Annotated in this window: 16 protein-coding genes; 4 read left to right on the top strand and 12 right to left on the bottom strand. The window is 73.9% G+C overall.

Annotation, left to right across the window (positions count from 1 at the left end; translation table 11 throughout):
- Positions 1–55 precede the first annotated feature (55 nt).
- The 6 genes from GA0070216_RS07575 to glpK form a co-directional block, all read right to left on the bottom strand.
- A complete protein-coding gene (locus tag GA0070216_RS07575) occupies positions 56–1054 on the bottom strand; it encodes a glycoside hydrolase family 26 protein (RefSeq protein WP_091241311.1) in 999 nt (332 codons plus the stop codon).
- Positions 1051–2787 (bottom strand): glycosyltransferase family 2 protein, encoded by a 1737-nt coding sequence (locus tag GA0070216_RS07570; RefSeq protein WP_218108152.1) that lies wholly within the window; start codon positions 2785–2787, stop codon positions 1051–1053. The genes GA0070216_RS07575 and GA0070216_RS07570 overlap by 4 nt, the downstream gene beginning before the upstream one ends.
- A complete protein-coding gene (locus GA0070216_RS07565; protein ID WP_141723018.1) occupies positions 2784–4349 on the bottom strand; it encodes a glycosyltransferase family 39 protein in 1566 nt (521 codons plus the stop codon). Before GA0070216_RS07565 ends, GA0070216_RS07570 begins: the two co-directional genes overlap by 4 nt.
- Positions 4350–4354: 5 nt before the next feature.
- Positions 4355–6031, bottom strand: coding sequence for a right-handed parallel beta-helix repeat-containing protein (locus tag GA0070216_RS07560; RefSeq protein WP_091241305.1), 1677 nt, complete (start codon positions 6029–6031; stop codon positions 4355–4357).
- Positions 6032–6121: 90 nt separating this feature from the next.
- A complete protein-coding gene (locus tag GA0070216_RS07555; RefSeq protein ID WP_091241302.1) occupies positions 6122–7537 on the bottom strand; it encodes a hypothetical protein in 1416 nt (471 codons plus the stop codon).
- 71 nt (positions 7538–7608) lie between these two features.
- Positions 7609–9093, bottom strand: coding sequence for a glycerol kinase GlpK (glpK, locus tag GA0070216_RS07550; RefSeq protein WP_091241299.1), 1485 nt, complete (start codon positions 9091–9093; stop codon positions 7609–7611).
- A 63-nt stretch (positions 9094–9156) separates the two neighbouring features.
- On the opposite strand from glpK, the gene GA0070216_RS07545 reads away from it, so the two are divergent.
- On the top strand, positions 9157–10095 hold the full coding sequence (locus tag GA0070216_RS07545) for a ribose-phosphate diphosphokinase (protein ID WP_091241297.1): 939 nt from the start codon (positions 9157–9159) through the stop codon (positions 10093–10095).
- Between the two features lie 15 nt (positions 10096–10110).
- Here GA0070216_RS07545 and GA0070216_RS07540 read toward each other — a convergent pair whose 3' ends face one another.
- On the bottom strand, positions 10111–10545 hold the full coding sequence (locus tag GA0070216_RS07540) for an ATP-binding protein (protein WP_091241294.1): 435 nt from the start codon (positions 10543–10545) through the stop codon (positions 10111–10113).
- 121 nt (positions 10546–10666) lie between these two features.
- Between GA0070216_RS07540 and macS the strand changes: the two genes are divergently transcribed.
- Both macS and GA0070216_RS07530 read left to right on the top strand, forming a co-directional pair.
- Entirely contained in the window at positions 10667–11797 is a 1131-nt protein-coding gene (gene macS / locus GA0070216_RS36040) for a MacS family sensor histidine kinase (protein ID WP_091241291.1), read from the top strand.
- Positions 11794–12462, top strand: coding sequence for a response regulator (locus tag GA0070216_RS07530; protein ID WP_091241288.1), 669 nt, complete (start codon positions 11794–11796; stop codon positions 12460–12462). Before macS ends, GA0070216_RS07530 begins: the two co-directional genes overlap by 4 nt.
- A gap of 19 nt (positions 12463–12481) precedes the next feature.
- Here GA0070216_RS07530 and GA0070216_RS07525 read toward each other — a convergent pair whose 3' ends face one another.
- Both GA0070216_RS07525 and GA0070216_RS07520 read right to left on the bottom strand, forming a co-directional pair.
- Positions 12482–13054: a DUF5709 domain-containing protein gene (locus GA0070216_RS07525; RefSeq protein ID WP_091241285.1), complete on the bottom strand. Its 573-nt coding sequence runs from the start codon at positions 13052–13054 to the stop codon at positions 12482–12484.
- 73 nt (positions 13055–13127) lie between these two features.
- Positions 13128–13844 (bottom strand): ATP-binding protein, encoded by a 717-nt coding sequence (locus tag GA0070216_RS07520; protein ID WP_245722362.1) that lies wholly within the window; start codon positions 13842–13844, stop codon positions 13128–13130.
- 398 nt (positions 13845–14242) lie between these two features.
- Here GA0070216_RS07520 and GA0070216_RS07510 point away from each other — a divergent pair, with 398 nt between their 5' ends.
- Positions 14243–15556, top strand: a complete 1314-nt coding sequence (locus tag GA0070216_RS07510) for a glycosyltransferase (protein ID WP_091241276.1) — start codon at positions 14243–14245, stop codon at positions 15554–15556.
- A 25-nt stretch (positions 15557–15581) separates the two neighbouring features.
- Here GA0070216_RS07510 and GA0070216_RS07505 read toward each other — a convergent pair whose 3' ends face one another.
- The 3 genes from GA0070216_RS07505 to rsgA all read right to left on the bottom strand — a co-directional run bounded on the left by GA0070216_RS07505 (position 15582) and on the right by rsgA (position 18517).
- On the bottom strand, positions 15582–16436 hold the full coding sequence (locus GA0070216_RS07505) for a hypothetical protein (RefSeq protein WP_245722389.1): 855 nt from the start codon (positions 16434–16436) through the stop codon (positions 15582–15584).
- A gap of 59 nt (positions 16437–16495) precedes the next feature.
- Positions 16496–17314, bottom strand: coding sequence for a histidinol-phosphatase (gene hisN, locus GA0070216_RS07500; RefSeq protein ID WP_091241269.1), 819 nt, complete (start codon positions 17312–17314; stop codon positions 16496–16498).
- Between the two features lie 267 nt (positions 17315–17581).
- Complete coding sequence (rsgA, locus tag GA0070216_RS07495; RefSeq protein WP_091242609.1) at positions 17582–18517, bottom strand: ribosome small subunit-dependent GTPase A; 936 nt, start codon at positions 18515–18517, stop codon at positions 17582–17584.
- Positions 18518–18549 lie beyond the last annotated feature (32 nt).

Raw genomic sequence — 18549 nt, 5'->3', positions numbered from 1 at the left:
GCAGGCCGGGTCGTGGAGCGCCCCGGGCCGGCGCGGTCGCCAGCCGGGACGGCTGTCAGTTCACCCGGAAGCCGAGCCGGCGGTCGGCGGCCGCCCCGGCCCGGTACGCGGCGACCGCCGGCCGGTCCGAGTCGATCACCCAGTCGCCGGAGCCCTTCTGGTTGAAGTAGACGAATCCGAGCAGGTCGGGCCGCTTCCGCATGGCGGTGAAGAGTTCCTCGACCGCGCGGCGGCGCATCGCGCCCGGCTCGGCCCCGGTCTCCACGATCAGCAGCGGCCGGGCGGTGAACTTCCGGAGCTGGGTGATGGTGGGCGCGAACAGGGCGTCGAAGGTCTGCTCACCGCGCCGGGTGAAGTAGCCGTCGATGCCGACCCAGTCCACGTACGCGTCACCGGGGTAGAGCGGGGCGAGCCTCACCGACGGGACCGGGTTGATCACGTTCGGGGTCCAGGTCCAGATCACGTTCGTCGCGTCGGCGCGGGCGAAGACGGCGTGGATGTGCCGCCAGGCGGCGACGAAGTCCTTGGCGGTGTTGTTGTGCGCGCCCCAGGAATACCAGTGGCCGTTCATCTCGTGCGCGATGGTGAGCGCGACCGGCAGGTTGAGCCGGCGCACCGCGACGGCGAACTCCACCAGGTACGGGTCGTGCCGCCCGGCGGCGATGTCCTTCAGCTTCGCCTTGAACGGCTCCCAGCGTACGATCGGCAGCGCCCCGTACCGGTGGACCCGGCGGACCTCGGCGGCGGCGAACTCGTCGTCGAAGCTCTCGTAGATGGTGATGATGTTGGGCTTGCTGCCGACCAGGTCGGCGAACCGGTCGACCCGGCTCATGTCCTGCGGCGCACCGCTCAGCGCCACCCCGAGGTAGCGGCCCTGCGGTTGCGCCAACGGGCGGACGTCGTACGCCGGGGGCGGGCCGGTGGGCGAGGGGGAGGCGCTGGCCCCGGTGGCGAACCGGGCCGGGCGGCTGGCCGGGCTGGGCGCGAGCGCGGCGTAGCCGAACACCCCGAGCACGAACATCGTCACGATGGTGAACAGTTGGCGGGAGGTCACCGGGAACGCCCCGGCCGGATGTCCCGCGCCGGCTTCACCAGCAGCGCCTGCAACGCGACGGCCAGGTAGAACGCGCCCCCGAGGAAGGCGGGCGCGAAGGTCCACAGGTCGTCGCCGATCATCCGGTGCGCCGCCAGGCCGGTCCACAGTGCGCCACTGCCCGCGGTGCAGACGGCCATTCCCCACCACAGTCGACCCGTCCTGTTCTTCCGTCCCGTGCCGCCGGTGGGCTGCCAGCCCATGCTCTGTCCGCGCAGCAGGTCCCAGATCGCGAAGGCGTGCGACCAGCCGTAGACCATCTTGACGGTCCACGCCTCCACCCGGTAGGCGCACCGGTGCCAGAGCGGGAAGACCACCAGGTTGTAGATCAGGCTCGGCACGATCCACAGGTAGTTCGCCGGGGCCACCGACTGCGGGAACCAGGCCAGCAGCACGATCGGCACCAGCGGCCCGACGAAGGTGAACAGCGCCGTGTGCAGGTAGTAGCAGAACCCCGAGAGGTACGACAGCCGGGTGCGCAGCCGCATCCGGGTGTTCCAGAACTTCGTCGACCCGAGCAGGCTCATCGAGCCGGCGCACCAGCGGTACTGCTGGGTGAAGAACGAGCTGACGTCGGCCGGGCACAGGCCGGTGGCCAGCGGCACCGGCAGGTACCGCAGCCGCCAGCCGCGCCGCCGCATGTCGAACCCGGTGTGTACGTCCTCGGAGTGCTCGATCAGCGTGGAACCGCCGATCGCGTCGAGTGCCTCGCGCCGGTAGAGCGCGCAGCTGCCGACGCAGATCGCCGCCTCGTGGTGCTGCCGGGACACCTGCACCATCCGGTAGAACAGCTCCTGCACCGCCCCGGCGCCGCGCTCCAGCCAACCCTGCCCGGCGTGCACCCGGAAGAACTGCGGGGACTGCACGATCCCGAGATCCGGCTCGGCGGCCAGGTAGGGCACCATCTCGTCGAGCATGTCGTGCCGGGGGGTGAAGTCGGCGTCGAGCACCAGGATGTGCTCGCCCAACGTGCGCTGGTACGCGTACCGCATGTTGCCGGCCTTCTTGTACCAGCCCCGGTTGGGGCGGCGCTGGTAGACGAAGCCGAAGGCGAGCGCCATCGCCTCCCGCTCGTCGGTCGCCGAGTCGTCGAGCACGTAGACGTGCACCCGGCCCGGGTAGTGGTCGACCATCCGGCTGACGTGCTCCCAGGTGTTGCGCAGCACCTCGGTCGCCTCGCCGCACACCGGCAGGAAGACGTCGACCGACGGGTGGACGGGCGGTTGGAAGTCGCGGACCAGCCGCCGGTGCCGGTCCAGGTCGAACCCGGGCGTGCCGATGTTCACCGTCGCCGAGATCAGGTAGTAGAGGACGGTGAAGCCGAACAGCGGCAGCAGCACCAGCAGCCAGGGCGCCATCCGGACGAAGAGCAACTGGCTGGTGAGCAGCCCGGTGAAGCTGACGAACGAGGCGATCATCAGCACCGGCAGCCGGCGGCGGCGGTAGGCGGCCTTCTCGTCGTCGTCCGGCGGCAACGGCAGCGACGGGTCGACGGTCGCCGGGCGGCCCAGCGTGGCCGGCGTCACCACCTGCCGCGCCGACGGTGCACGCGGAGTGGGCACCGCCGCCGGCTCGCGGGCAGCCGGCACCGCCACCGGTCGACGCGGAGTCGGCACCGCTGCCGGTGGGCCCGGTTCGCTCACCCGCCCCGGCCACGGCGGGGGTGCCGGACCGCGCTGCGCCCGGGTGCTCACTTCGCCACCTCGGGCTTGCGCACCAGCAGCCCGATGCTGAAGCCCCGGACCCGCCAGGTGCGCTCGACCGCGTACGGCTTGAGCGCGGCCTCCTTCGCCGCCCCGATCCGCTGCACCGGATTGTCGAACGCTCCCTTGCGGACGATCCACACCCGCGCCGGGCGACCCAGGCACACCGGGACGTCCCGGTCGGCGCACTCCCGCGCGCCCAGGGTGCCCTGCCGGCGGGCCGGAACGGTCATCAGCACGTCCCGGGGCCGCCAGCTCTCGTCGACGTACCGGTTCACCGCGTCCCGGCTGGTGCGCTGGTCACCGGCGTCGAACGGGCCGTACACCAGGATGTCGCCCGGGTTCGCGTGCGCCCGCAGCACCGCGGCGATCTCCTTGGTGCCCTGGCTGTGGCCGGTGACGCCGCGGATCTCCGTCTGCATCGGGATGCCGAGCAGCCCGATCGCCAGCATCGCGGCCGTGCCCCGCAGCAGCGAGCTGCGGCGCAGCGCCAGCGCGGCGACCAGCGCCCAGGCCGGCACCGTGAACAGCAGGTAGCGCGGCAGCCAGAGCGGGGTGAGCTGGGCGGCGGCCAGCAGGCCGAGGGCGGGCAGCACCAGCCAGGTGGTGGCCACCGCGGACCGCTCCCGCATCGACATGCCGAGGAAGGCCAGCGCGAGCACCGCGCCGGCGAGCAGCGGCCCACCGAAGAGCGCCTCCGGGGCATCGACCAGCCGGTCCAGGGTGACCGGCGGAATCCAGTTGATCTGCGTACCGGTCTGTTGACGACCGAACCAGAGCACCGGCAGGACGGGCAGCACGCCGGCCACCGCCGCGCCGAGCCAGCCGAGGAAGGTGCGCCGTCGGGCCGCCATCCGCCAGGCCACCACCGCGTGCGCGGCGAGCAGCAGCAACCCGACCAGGTGCAGCAGCCCGAGCAACGCCACCACGGCGGCGTAGCCCAGGTAGCGGACGAACCGGGGGCGTTCCAGCAGCCGGATCAGCAGCAGGGTGGCCAGCGCGGCGGCGCACACCGCGAACGCGTACGGCCGGGCCTCCTGGGCGTACCGGGAGGTGGTCGGCAGCACCGCGAACAGCACCCCGGCGACCAGCCCGACCCGCAGCCCGCCGATCCGCAGGCCGATCGCGGCGACCAGGCCGGCCGCCGCCGTCATGGCCAACAGCGACGGCACCCGCAGCGCGACGTCGGAGCTGCCGGCCAGCGCCACCCAACCGCGCAGCAGCAGGTAGTACGGGCCGATGGAGGCGTCGACGTTGCGCAGCACCGCGACGAAGTCGTCGAACCCGACGGTGACCATGCCCCAGGTGGCCAGCTCGTCCTCCCACAGGCCGGGGCGGTTCAGCCCGATCGCGCCGAGGACGGCGACGACGGCCATCGGCAGCAGCCGGGCCAGCTGGCGCAGCCAGGGCGCGTCCAGCGGCTCCGGTGGCGCCGGCTGGTCGGCCTCGGTGGGCCGCCAGGGGGCGGTCGGGTCAGGCGGCACGTCCGGGACGCGGACGATCAGGGCGGTCGGCGCGTCGCTCCTGGCGCCGGTGCCCCCGGTGGGCGACATCCCGGTCACCGGGTGGCGACGAGCAGGTCGTCCAGGACGAGGGTACGCAGGTCGTCCCGGCTCGGCATCCGGCCCAGCGCGCGCAGCCGCCCGGACTGCGCCTTGCGCATCCCCTCCAGCAGCTTGCGGGCCTCCCGGGCGTTGCCGAAGTTCTGGTCCCGTTCGATCTGGCCGAACCACTCGAGCAGACCGTCGGCCAGGCCGTCGGCGAGCAGGTACTCGTCGTTGCGGGCGATCCGCCCGACGATGTCGACCAACTGGACCGGGCTGTAGTTCTCGAACTCCAACGTCTTGGCGAACCGGGAGGCCAGCCCGGAGTTGGCGTCCAGGAAGGCGGCCATCTCGGTGGTGTAGCCGGCGACGATCACCGCGACCTGGTCGCGGTGGTCCTCCATCAGCTTGACCAGGGTGTCGATCGCCTCCTGACCGAAGTCGCCGCCGGCGCCCCCGGCCCGGGACAGGGTGTACGCCTCGTCGATGAAGAGCACCCCGCCCAGCGCCTCGGTGAACACCGACGAGGTCTTCTCGGCGGTGTGTCCGATGTACTGGCCGACCAGGTCCCGCCGGGACACCTCGCGGAACTGGCCGTTGGGCAGCACCCCGAGGGCCTTGAGTAGCTGCCCGTAGACCCGGGCCACTGTCGTCTTGCCGGTGCCCGGCGCGCCCGTGAAGATCAGGTGGTGGCTCACCGCGCCCACCGGCAGGCCGGCGTGGCGTCGCCACTCGTTGACCTGGATCTCGTCGATCAACGAGCGCACCTCGGCCTTCACCCCGGCCAGGCCGATCATCGAGTCCAGCTCGGCGAGGAGTTCCTCGACCTTCTGCGCGTCCTGCCCGACCGTGCCGCCGCCCCCGCTCACCCCGGCCAACGGCCGCCCGCCCGCCTCGGCCGCCCGGAACACGGTGGTCGACCCCTCGGCGAGCCGGACGCCCGGAGCGGCGGTCTGCTCGGTGTGGCTGCCCTCGATCGTCCCGCCGCAGCCGCGGCCGACGTCGATGCCGACGCCCCGGGTGTCGTGCACCCAGCAGTCCACGATGGTGGGGCTGCTCTGCAACGCCACCACGATCCCGGCGTCGCCGGTGCCGGAGACGTCACAGCGTTCGATGGTGGGCCGGGCCGCCTGGTAGACGTACACGCCCCGGAAGCCGGCGTTGCTGACGGTGCAGTTGCGGATGGTCGGGTCGGCACCGAGCCGCACGATGATCCCGTCGTCGGTGACGTCACGGATTTCACACTGCTCGATCGTCCCGCCCGCGTCGGAGACGACCAGCCCGTGCTGTCCACCGGTGACGGTCACCTCGACGGCCTCGACCCGGGCACCGTCGCGTACCGACACGGCCGCCGCGTAGCCGGCGCTGACCTGGCACCTCTCCATCCGGAGCCGGCCGCCGGCCGCGTCCACCGCCGGGTGGTCGGCGGACTGGAGGACCAACCCCTGCAACAGCACCTCGCCGCCGGCGCAGGCCACCGTCGGCCGGCCGGTGGCCCGACCGTCCACGGTGACCGAACCGGCCTCGCCGGCGGCCACCAACCGGACCCGCCGACCGTCCAGCCGGAGCGCCTCGGCATAGACGCCGGGCTCGATCGAGATGACCGCGTCGTCCGGCGCGATCTCCAGTGCGTCCGTGATGGTCGGACAGGCACCGGCTCGGTCAGGGGAGACAGTCAGCATGCGCACCATGGTCCCGCTCGGTCGTGGAAGGACGGACCGGTTCGTCGTCGACGTCCGGTCGAAGGGTACCGGTCGACGGGGGGTCGACTCGCCCCCGCGTCAGATGGTGAAGGTGGCCGCGCGCACCGAGGCGGCCACCTTGCGCACCTCGTCCGCCCGGTCCAGGGGCGCGGTCATCCGGAGCACCAACTGCCGGTCGATCGCGTCCTCCGGCACGCTGCGCCAGTAGGAGAGGTAGACCAGCCCGTAGCGGGGCGCACCGTCCACCCGGGCGGTCTCGGCCCAGGTGGTGAACTCGCCGCTGCGTACCCACTGCAACCCCCATGCCTCCTCCTGCCGACGCAGCGCGGTGCGGCGCTCGTCGGTGCAGAGCCGGGGGCACTGCCGGACGACCAGGTCGCCACCGATGATCGACCCGTCGGCGGCCGGGATGCCGCACCGGTAGTGCGCCGAACCGCTGGTGCGGCCGGCCTCGGTGCAGCTCCAGCCGATGGGCACCCGGAAGCTGAAGTCGACCCCGGCCAGGCCGGTGATCTCCCGGGTCGGATCGGTGCCGGCGAAGGTGGGCGCGGCGGCCGGCCAGCCGCCGCCGATCGGTGGTTCCACCCCCGGCTGGCGCGGCGGGGTGCCCGGCAGCCCCAGGTCGGCGCTCGGGGTCGGCGTGGCCGTGCCGGCGACGACACCGGTCCGGCCGCCGTCGGACCGACCCGCGAGGCCGAACCCGCCGACCGCGCCGACCGCCGCCGCGACCAGGGCGACCACCGCGACCAGCGCCAACCACCATCCGGTATGACTCCGGCCGCGCGCCGTGACCGGCGGATACGCCGGGTACCCGGCCGGCGCGGGTCGGGGCATGACCGGTGGATGCGGGTACGGCACCACCTGGTGCGGGGCTGGCCGCGGCAGGGCCGGCAGCGCCTGCTGCGGCGTCGACGCCGTCCGGGGCGGGGCCGGCGGTTGCGGGGCGGGGGAGGTCGGCCCCGACGGGCGGGGCGCACCGGCCGGTGGGGCGCTGCCGTCGGTGGCCGGCCCGGCGGAGAGGGCGGTAGCCATGGGCGCGCGCGATCCGTCCGCCGGGGCAGCTGACGCGCCACCGCCGGGCCGCCCGGTCGGGTGGTCGGTCGCCGGCCCCACGCCGGCCGCCCGGGTCGCCGGGGCGGGACCGGCGGGCGGGCCGACCCCCTGCGGTCCGGTCCCGGCCGAGGGCTCCCCGACCGGGGTGAGCCGCTGGCCGAGGGCGAGGAAGACGTGCGCGGCACCTGCGCCCTGCTCGGCGGCGCAGGCCACCCAGGGGACCGGGCCGGTGTGGTTGGCCCCGGTGATGGGCAGGCCGTCCGAGCGGGCCAGTGTGTTGGCCGCTGCGGCGAACGCCTCCCGCCAGCCACCCTCGGCGGCGGCGGGCGCGAGCACGGCCACGGTGAACGGCCGCTCCGCGCTGTCCCGCGCGGCCCACACCTCTCCCAGCTCGCACGTACTGATCTTGCGGTGCAGCGCGTACGGACCGACTGTCTGCATGTGGCATCCCCCCGGCCGATCGTATCGGTCGGGGCGTCGGGAACCGATCGACCGGCGGGTCGCCGCCGGAGTCAGTCGACCCAGTCGAGCGTGCGGGTGACCGCCTTGCGCCACCGGCCCAGTTCCCGCTGCCGGTCCGCCGGGTCCATCCGGGACTCCCACTGCGCGTCGGAGCGCCACTGGGCCCGCAGGGTCGCCAGGTCCGGCCAGAAACCGACCGCCAGCCCGGCCGCGTACGCCGCGCCGAGGCAGGTGGTCTCGGTGATCCGGGAGCGGACCACCGGCACCTCCAGCACGTCGGCGAGGAACTGCATCAGCAGCCCGTTGGCGGTCATCCCACCGTCCACCCGCAACCGGCGCAGCGCCACGTCGGAGTCGGCGTTCATCGCGTCGACCACCTCCCGGGTCTGCCAGGCGGACGCCTCCAGCGCCGCCCGCGCCAGGTGCCCCTTGGTGATGTAACCGGTCAGCCCGGCGATCACCCCCCGGGCGTCCGGACGCCAGTGCGGCGCGAACAGCCCGGAGAAGGCGGGCACAACATAGCAGCCCCCGTTGTCGTCCACGCTGGCGGCCAACTCCTCGATCTCGGCGGCCGAGGAGATCAACCCGAGGTTGTCCCGCAACCACTGCACCAGCGAACCGGTCACCGCGATCGCCCCCTCCAGGGCGTACGCGGCCGGCTGGCCGTCGATCCGGTAGGCCACCGTGGTCAGCAGCCCGTGGGTGGACGGCACCGGACTGGCCCCGGTGTTGAGCAGCAGGAAGCTGCCGGTGCCGTAGGTGCACTTCGCCTCGCCGGGTTGGAAGCAGGTCTGCCCGAACAGGGCGGCCTGCTGGTCGCCGAGCGCGCTGGCCACCGGCACCCCGGCGAGCACCCCGTGGGCGGTCCCGTAGACCTCCGCCGAGCTGCGGATCTGCGGCAGCATCCCGGCCGGGACGCCCAGCGCGTCGAGCAGCTCCGGGTCCCAGTCGAGGGTCTCCAGGTCCATCAGCATGGTCCGGCTGGCGTTGGTCACGTCGGTGACGTGCCGACCGGTCAGCTTCCAGATCAGCCAGCTGTCCATGGTGCCGAAGAGGACCTCGCCCCGCTCGGCGCGCCCGCGCAGCCCGTCGACGTGGTCCAGCAGCCAGCGCAGCTTCGGGCCGGCGAAGTAGGTGGCCAGGGTGAGGCCGGTCCGGGCCCGCAGCTTCTCCTCGCCGTACGACCCGGCCAGCTCGCGCAGCAGCGGACCGGTCCGGGTGTCCTGCCAGACGATCGCGGGGGCGACCGGCCGGCCGGTCGCCCGGTCCCAGACCACGGTGGTCTCCCGCTGGTTGGTGATGCCGACGGCGGCCAACCCGTCCGGGCCGGTGCCGGCGGCGGCCAGCGCGTCGCGGACCACCCGTTCGACGTTGGCCCAGATCTCCTCGGCGTCGTGCTCCACCCAGCCGGGCCGGGGGAAGATCTGCCGGTGCTCGCGTTGGGCGACGGCGACGATCTCACCGGCCCGGTCGAAGACGATGCAGCGCGACGAGGTGGTGCCCTGGTCGATGGCGGCGACGTACTCTCCGGTCATTTCGGCACCGTACCGGCCGGGTGCGCTCCGGAGAACCGCGGTGGCTCCGTACGATCTCCAGACGTGCGCGACATCGCCGTGTTCAGTGGAACCGCCCATCCCGACCTCGCCGCCGAGATCTGTGCCCACCTGGGGGTGCCGCTGCACCCGGTGCGGGTGTCCCGGTTCGCCAACGACTGCCTGGAGGTGCAGTTGCAGGCGAACTGCCGGGAGCGGGACGTCTTCCTGATCCAGCCCCTGGTGCCGCCCGTCCAGGAGAACCTGGTCGAGCTGCTGCTCATGATCGACGCCGCCCGGGGCGCGTCGGCCGGGCGGATCACCGTGGTCCTGCCGCACTACGCGTACGCCCGGTCGGACAAGAAGGACGCCCCGCGCATCTCCATCGGCGCCCGGCTGGTGGCTGACCTGCTCACCTCGGCCGGCGCCCAGCGGGTGCTGGCGATGACCCTGCACTCGCCGCAGGTGCACGGCTTCTTCAGCGTCCCGGTCGACCACCTGCACGCCCTGCGGGAGTTGGCCGCCCACTTCCGGGGGTACGACCTGGGCAACACGGTGGTGGTCTCGCCGGACCTGGGCAACGCCAAGGAGGCGGCGGCGTTCGCCCGGATGCTCGGCACCCCCGTCGCGGCGGGGGCCAAGCAGCGGTTCAGCGACGACCGGGTCACCATCAGCACGGTGATCGGCGAGGTGGCCGACCGGGACGTGATCGTGCTGGACGACGAGATCGCCAAGGGCAGCACGGTGATCGAGCTGATGGCCCACCTGCGGGAGCGCAACGTCCGGTCGATCCGGCTGGCCTGCACCCACGGCCTGTTCTCCAGCGGCGCGTTGGCGCGGCTCAGCGCCACCGAGGGGGTACGTGAGATCGTCTGCACCAACACGGTGCCGATCCCGCAGGAGAAGCGGGTGCCGGAGCTGACGGTGCTGTCGGTGGCCCCGGCGCTGGCCGAGGCGATGCGCCGGATCCACAACGGCGAGTCGGTCAGCGCCCTGTTCGGCTGACTCGGCCGCCGGTGGTCAGTCGGCGGCGGCGCTGATCCGGACGGTGGTGCCGGCCGGGCCGCTCTCGACCTGCATCGCGTCGCTGAGCTCCCGGGCCAACCAGAGCCCCCAGCCGCCGGCCGTGTCCGGGGCCGGCCGGCTGCGGTCGTCGAGCTGCTGCTCGCTCATGCCGTTGCCGTGGTCGGAGACCTCGCAGACCAGCCGGCCGGGGCGTCGCCAGAGCCGCAGCCAGCCCTGACCGCCGCCGTGCCGGACGGCGTTGGTGATCAGCTCGTTGACGGCCAGCACGAAGTCGTCGAGCCGCTGACCGGTCAGCCCGGCCGAGTGCGCGCAGGAGCTGACCGAGTGTCTCAGCTCGGTCACCTGTGCCTGGTCGAACGCCTCGGCGATGAGAAGGGAAGGTTCGATGGGCACCACCGTACGCGGTGTGGGAAGTTCTGCGTTCGTCATGGGCCCTGTCCCGGCAGCGATCTCGGAGTCTTTCGCGCTGTTTCTACCGTACGTCAGGGTTGTCCGTGCCGCACCGGCCGGCCCGGCGGGTGACCGGGGCGGCTGTGGCATGGTGACGCCCATGCCGTCGTCCCCGCCGGGTGGTTTCGAGGTCCCGCTCTGGCGCTCCGTCGCGGTCTTCCGCTTCGCCTCGCTGGCGTACGTCGGGCTGCTGGTCCTGCGCGACGCCGACCGGTACGCCCACCCGCTCGCCGCCGGGGGCGTACTGCTGGTGATGCTGGCCTGGTCCGGGGTGACCGCGGCCGGCTACGCCCGGCCGGCCAACCGGGGCTGGCCGCTGCTCCTGGCCGACCTCGGCGTGGTCCTGCTGATCCTGGCCGTCACGCCGTGGGTGGTGGGCCGCCCGGCGCTGGCAGCCGGGGTGCCGGCCCTGGCCGTGGCCTGGCTGGCCGGGCCGGTGCTGGCCTGGGCGGTCTCCGGCGGGCGGCGGCGCGGCACGGTGGCCGCGTTGCTGGTCGGCGGCACGGATCTGGCCACCCGGGGCCGGATCGGCCCGTCCTCGCTGACCGGGGTGATCCTGCTGCTGCTCGCCGGGGTGGTGGTGGGGCACGTGGCCCGGTTGGCGGTGACCGCCGAGGAGCGGTTGCAGCGGGCGGTGGAGTTGGAGGCGGCGACCCGGGAACGGGAGCGGCTGGCCCGGGACATCCACGACTCGGTGCTCCAGGTGCTGGCGCTGGTCCAGCGGCGCGGGGCACACCTGGACGGGGAGGCCGGTGAGCTGGCCCGACTCGCCGGCCAGCAGGAGGTGGCGCTCCGCGCGTTGATCTCCGGGGCCCCGCCGGCGTCCCCCGCCGACCCGGTGGGGGAGGTGGACCTGCGTTCCCTGCTGGCCGGGTACGCCTCGGCGGCGGTGCAGGTCTCCGCCCCGGCCACGCCGGTGCCGCTGCCCACCCTGGTGGCCCGGGAGGTGGCCGCCGCGACGGCGGCGGCGCTGGACAACGTGCGGCGGCACGCCGACGGGCGGGCCTGGGTGCTGGTCGAGGACGAGGGGGAGACGGTGACCGTGTCGGTCCGTGACGCGGGTCCGGGTATTGCGGAGGGCCGGCTGGTCGAGGCGGCCCGGCAGGGGCGGCTGGGGGTGGCCCAGGCCATCCGCGGTCGGATAGCCGACCTCGGCGGCGAGACGCGGATCGTCTCGACACCGGGGGAGGGCACCGAACTCGAACTGATGGTGCCGAGGGGGAAGCGATGACCGGGATGCGGGTGATGGTGGTCGACGACCACCCGATGTGGCGGGAGGGGGTGGCCCGGGATCTCACCGAGGCCGGCCACCTGGTGGTGGCGACCAGCGGCGAGGGCCGCCAGGCGGTCCGGGTGGCCGCGGCCGCCCGACCCGACCTGGTGGTGCTCGACCTCCAGTTGCCGGACATCTCCGGGGTGGAGGTGATCCACGGGCTGCGCGCCGCGCTGCCCCGGGTCCGGGTGCTGATGCTGTCGGCCAGCGGCGAGCAACAGGGCGTCCTGGACGCGGTGAAGGCCGGCGCCACCGGCTACCTGTTGAAGTCGGCGGGCCCGGCGGAGTTCCTGGACGCGGTGCGCCGGACCGCGGCCGGTGAGCCGGTCTTCACCCCCGGCCTGGCCGGTCTGGTGCTGGGCGAGTACCGGCGGCTCGCCGCGGACCCCCCGGCCGGCGGGACGGCCGACGGCGGACACGACGCGGCACCCCGGCTCACCGAACGGGAGACCGAGGTGCTGCGGCTGGTGGCGAAGGGGCTGTCCTACAAGCAGATCGCCGGGCGGCTCGGGCTGTCGCACCGCACCGTGCAGAACCATGTGCAGAACACGCTGGGCAAGCTCCAACTGCACAACCGGGTGGAGCTGACCCGCTACGCGATCGAGCGGGGCCTGGACGACTGACGGGCCCGGGCGACCGGGGTCAGTGCGCCTCGGGCGGCCGGGTCTCGTGGATGGCCAGCTCTTCGGCGCTCGCGCCGCCGCCGGCCGCGCCCGCGTCGTACGCGACGTTGTCGGTCTCCTGGTCGGTGCGGGCGCCCTCGTCCGGTTCGACCAGGCGGCCCACCTGGGCGTCGGCGACCGTGCCGAGCTGACCGTGGTCATAGAGCGAGACCGGCGAGTTCGGGTCCGAGGTCGGGCCCGGGTCCAGCACGTCGGCGTCGAGCTGGGCCTGCGCGGCGGCCTCCTCGTTCTCCGCCTCGGCGGCGATGTCCGGGTCGACCGGGCCGGCCAGCGGGTCGTCGGCCCGCCGCTCGTACTGCTCGCGGGCGAGTTTGTAGTCCAGCGACTCGCCGTCGAGTTGCTCGTCGGCGGTGGTGCCGAAGCGGTCGACCGCCACCGGGGTCCGGTCGCCGGGCAGCTGGGCCGGGTCCGGGCCGTCGGCCTCCCGGCCGGTCAGCACGTCGTCGTTGGCGGTCGAGTCGTCGTCGGCGGTGTCGGGCAGGCCGAGCGCCTCGGGGTCGGACACGGGGGTCGGGAACTCGTCGTCGCGCATGGCTGAGCACTACCCACTGGCAGGGGTCGGGTAACCGGGTCCCGCTCCCCGGATCGGGATGAAAGGGCAGGAATCAGTCGTGGTGCCAGTGCGACTCGTCCTCGGTGTGCAACACGCACCAGATCACCTTGCCGTCCGGCAGCAGGGTGCTGCCCCAGCGGCGGGCCACCGTGTCGATCAGCAACAGACCCCGACCGCCGGCCGAGGTGAGCGGGGCCAGCCCCGCGTACCTCGGCTGCTGCCGGGAGTGGTCCCGGACGGCCAGGTGCAGGGTGTCGCCCCCCGGGGCCAACCGCAGCGTCATCGGGGTCGCCGCGTGCGCCACCACGTTGTTGACCAGCTCGGTGACCGCGATGCAGGCCGGTTCCGTCAGCTCCGGCATGCCCCACCGGTCGCAACCGTCGGTCACCAGCTCCCGGGCCCGCCGGGCCGCCCCGACCACCGGCGTCAGCTCCTCGGTCAGCACCGCCGCCATCGGCGTACGGGCCAGCGCGGCCGTCGCGTCGTCCGGGTGGGGATGGACCGCCAACTCCCCGGCGACCCCGGTGACCGCCCCGGCCGGGTCGACCACCAGCAGGTCTGCCGCCGGCCAGTCGCACACCGTCCGCCGCACCTCGGCCAGCAGCCGGCCGACGGTGGGCCTGTCGGACCGCAGCCCGCCCAGGTCGACCACGATCGGGCCGGGCCGTTCACCGAGCCGGGCGAGCAGGGCGTCCCGGACCCGGTCGTGCTCGGCCGGCTCCAGCACCCCACTGAGCCACACCAGCGCCGAGGATTCGTCGGCCGCCACCCGGCAACCCGCCTGCGAGGGGCGGACCGTCCCGGGGGAACCCGCCCCGGGACGCGTCGGGGGCAGTTCGGCGCGGCTCATCGTTGTGCCGCCCGTCCGGATCGGGAGACGGGGTACGCCAGGCCGGCGTCGATCCCGCCGGAGGCGTCGGTGACCACCGTGGTGGCCTCGGCAAGGATGCGGGTCATCGGCATCTCTGGTCGGTACCCCCGAGCCGGCCGGGTCATGCCGAGCCGCGGCGACTGATCGTGCGGACCCGGCTGGTGGCGGTTGCCGCCCACGACCGCTCCGACCAGCCGCTGACCGCTTCCGATCTGCGAGGTTTCGGCTCGCGACACCCCGGTTAATGGGACGCTCTGACCGGAGACCATCCCTCGCAGATCGCATGGAGGTGCACCATGCGCGTCGGCCTCGTCTGCGCGCACGCCGGGCCGTCCCGGTCCGCGGAAGGACCACCCGTCGGTACCCACGAACACGTCGCCCGGGTCGCCGGTGAGCTGGCCGGGCGAGGCCACGACGTCCGGGTCTACGAGCGCCGCGACGACCCGGCCCTGGCGGCCAGCGTCGAGATCGGCGGCTACCGGGTGGAACGGGTGCCCGTCGGCCCGGCCCAGCCCACCGCCACCGCCGACCTGGTCCCGTACGTCCCGGAGCTGGGCCGCTGGTTGGCCGAACGCTGGGCCGGGGAGTGGACGCCCGAGGTGGTGCACGGGCACTACTGGATCGGGGGCCTGGCCGCCGCGCACGCGGTCCGCGAAACGAACATTCCGGTGGTGCAGACCTTCCACTCGCTCGGCGTCGAACAACGCCGCCACCTCGGCCGCCAGTACGCCGGACCGGGCGAGCGGATTCCGCTGGAGCGGGCGCTTCTCCGGGCGGTGGACGTCGCCGTGGCCCAGTGCAACGACGAGGTCGACGAGCTGACCCGGATGGGGCTGCGACGGACCTCGGTGGCGATGGTGCCGACCGGCGTGGACGTCGAGCGGTTCCACCCCGACGGTGAGGCCGCCCCCCGGGACCGACGGGCCCGCATCCTCTCCGTCGGCGGGCTCTCCCCGGGGCACGGGCAGGACGACCTGATCCGGGCGATGCGGCTGGTCGGCGACGCGGAGCTGGTGATCGCCGGTGGGCCGCCGGCCGACCAGTTGGCCACCCACGCGGAGGCCCGGCGGCTGCGGGAGTTGGCCGAGCGCACCGGGGTCGCCGACCAGGTCACGCTGGTCGGCGCGGTGCCGCACGACCAACTGGCGACCTGGTACCGCTCCGCCGACGTGGTGGCCTGTACCCCGCACTACTCCTGTGCGGGGCGGGTGTCGCTGGAGGCGATGGCGTGCGGCGTGCCGGTGGTCGGCTACGCCATGGGCGGGATCGCCGACGCGGTGGTCGACGAGGTCACCGGCCGGCTGGTGCCCCCCGGCGACGTCCGCACGCTGGGCATGACGCTGCGCCGGCTGCTCGCCGACAACGCGGGCCGGTTCGCGTACGGGCACGCCGCGGTGGACCGGGTCCGGTGCAGTTACACCTGGGAGCGGACGGCCGGCGCGCTGGAGCGGCTCTACGAGCGGGTGGTGGGCCGGCGTACGCCGGTCGAGGTGCCCGACGTGGTGCCGGTCGACGTCGACCAGTTGGTCGAGGACGACGCCGCCACGGTGGCCGAGGCCGACACCGACGCCCCGGTCAGGGGCACGACCGCCGGGCCGGTCGGAGTCTGACCGCCCGGGTCGACGCCCGGCGCGCTCAGGCGCGCGGGACCGCGCCTACCATGGCGCGTTCCCGGGGCCGGGTCACCGCGTGGTGGTGCTGGGGTGCGGCGTACCTGGTGAGCCCGATCACCGAGGCGAGGGTGATCAGGAAACCGACGGCGGCCAGCCACTCCCGGCCCGGCCAGATCTTGTCGTTGAGCAGCAGCAGCCCGACGATCGCGGCGGGCACCGCACCGGCGGCGTCCATCGCGGCGACGGCGGCCGTCGTGGAGCCCCGCTGCATCGCCAGCCCGAGCAGCAGTTGACCCACCAGCGAGTGGGCGATCAGCAGATAGAGCAGCGGGTCGCGGACGAACGCCTCGGCCGACGGGGCGGAGGCCAGCGGTCGGGCGGCCACCGCGGCGGCGGAGAAGGCCATCCCGGCCAGGGAGCCGAGCACCACCGAACCGGGTGCTCCGTGCAGGCGTACCGCGAAGAAACCGAGCAGCCCGATCCCGCCGAGCGCCACCGCCAGGCCGACCAGACCGGCGGTGCCGAGCCCCTTCGAGGGGGCCGGCTGGGCGGAGAGCACCAGCGCGGTGATCCCGGCGAAGAGCAGCACCAGCAGCGCCACCTCGGCGACGGGCAGTCGCCACTTGAGCACCACCACCCCCAGCAGGGCGGTCACCCCCAGCCCCGCCGCCACGCTGGCCTGGACCAGGAACAACGGCAGGTCCCGGCGGGCCAGGAAGGCCAGCACGAAGCCGGTCACCTGACAGAGCAGCCCGATCAGGTACGTCCGGTGCCCGGCCAGCCGGAGCAGCAGACCCGGGTCGAAGGTGTGGTGCACGGTCGTCCGGGCGGCGGCGACCGACTGGAGCATGTTGGCGAAGCCGTACGCGACGATCATCGCCGCGAGGAAGCACCAGCCGGAGGAGACCACCAGGCGAGAATAGAGTGCCGATGGCCTCAGCGCGCGGTCGGCCGACCCAGCCGGGAGAGGACGTCGGCGTGCAGCGGCCCGTTGGTGGCGATCGCGCTGATCTCCCCGGACACCGTCCCACCAGGGGCGGGAGTGCCCTCCAGGGTGGTGATGGTGCCCCCGGCGGCGGTCACGATCGGCACCAGCGCGGCAATGTCCCAGAGCGACAATTCTGGCTCCACCATCACGTCCAGTGCCCCCTCGGCCAGCAACATGTAGCCGTAGAAGTCGCCGTACGCGCGACTGCGCCAGGTGTCCCGCATCAACTGGAGCACCGGGTCCAGGCGGCCGGCCGCCTCCCAGCCGGACAGCGACGAGTAGCAGAAGCTGGCGTCGGCGAGGTCGCGTACCCCGGAGACCTGGATCGGCTCGCCGGAGGCGGCGTCCGGGCCGGCGTACGCGCCCAGGCCGGGCGCGCCCCACCAGCGGCGGCCCAGCGCCGGGGCGGAGACCAGGCCGGCCACCGGGCGGTCGCCCTCCAGCAGTGCGATCAGGGTGGCCCAGACCGGGACGCCGCGGACGAAGTTCTTGGTGCCGTCGATGGGGTCGATCACCCACCGTCGGTCGTGCGGGCCGGTCGGCGGCTGCTCGCCGTACTCCTCGCCGAGCAGTCCGTCGCCCGGCCGGTGGGCGGTCAGCAACGCCCGGATCTCCCGCTCCACCGAGGTGTCCGCGTCGGAGACGGGAGTCAGGTCCGGCTTGGCCGTGACCCGCAGATCCATCGCCCGGAACCGGCTCATCGAAATGGCATCGGCGGCATCCGCGAGCCGATGAGCAAACTCCAGATCCCCCACAAACCCCGTCACCCCAAAACCCTAACCCCACCCACCCCCACCACCCCCAGACCCCACCCCCAACCGCCCCGCCCGCCCCCAACCCAACCCAACCCGCCCCGCCCGCCCGTCCCCGCCCCGCCCGTCCCCGCCCGCCCCGGTGATCAAGAGGTTTGGGTCATGGTGGGCGTTCACAGTGACGCAAACTTCTTGATCACCGGGGCCAGCCAGCCAGCCAGCCAGCCAGGCAGGCAGGCAGGCAGGGAGGGAGGGTGAGGGAAGGGGTGGGAGGGGTGGGGGTTAGGAGGAGCCGGCGAGGGGGTCGCCGGGGTTGCGTTCGGGGTCGCGGGGGTCGACGTCGCCGGCCCGGGAGGCCAGCAGACGGCGGTACGAGGCCAGTCGGCGCGGGTCGGCCTTGCCGGCGGTGACCCAGGCGTCCAGTGCGCACTCCGCCTCGTCCGGGGTGTGTGGGCAGTTCGGCGGGCAGTCCACCGTCCCCTCCACCAGGTCGGGGAAGCCGTGCAGCAGGCTCTCCGCCGAGACGTGGGCCAGCCCGAAGCTGCGGATTCCCGGGGTGTCCACGATCCAGCCCGGGTCGCCGTCGGCGTCCGGGGTGCGCGGCAGCCGCAACGCCACCGCGCTGGTCGAGGTGTGCCGGCCCCGGCCGATCGCGCTGACCACGCCGACCGCCCGCAACGCCTCCGGCACCAACCGGTTGACCAGCGTCGACTTGCCCACCCCGGAGTGCCCCACCAGGACCGACACCCGGCCGGCGAGCAGGGCGCGCAGCGCGTTCAGGTCGGAGTCGGGCCGGACCAGCACGTACGGCAGTTCCAGCTCGGTGTAGTAGCCGACCACCTGTTCCGGACCGGCCAGGTCGGCCTTGGTCAGGCAGAGCAGCGGCTCGATGCCGGCGTCGTACGCGGCGACCAGGCAACGGTCGATGAACCCGGTGCGGGGTGGCGGATCGGCCAGCGCGCTGACGATCACCAGTTGGTCGGCGTTGGCGACCACCACCCGTTCCAGTCGCCCCTCGGCGGTGTTCTCGTCGTCGTCGGCGGTGCGCCGCAGCACCGAGCGCCGTTCGGCGATCCGGACGATCCGGGCCAGCACCCCGTCCGCGCCGGAGACGTCGCCGACCAGGTTCACCCGGTCACCGACCACCACCGACTTGCGGCCCAGCTCACGGGCCCGCATGGCGGTGATCGCCGCACCGTCCGGGGCGTCGGGGAGCACGCAGGTGTACCGGCCCCGGTCGACGGCGATCA

The organism is Micromonospora matsumotoense (assembly GCF_900091525.1).
GTDB lineage: Bacteria > Actinomycetota > Actinomycetes > Mycobacteriales > Micromonosporaceae > Micromonospora > Micromonospora matsumotoensis.
The sequence above is the reverse complement of the archived record's forward strand: the minus strand, read 5'-3'. Positions and strand labels throughout refer to the sequence as shown.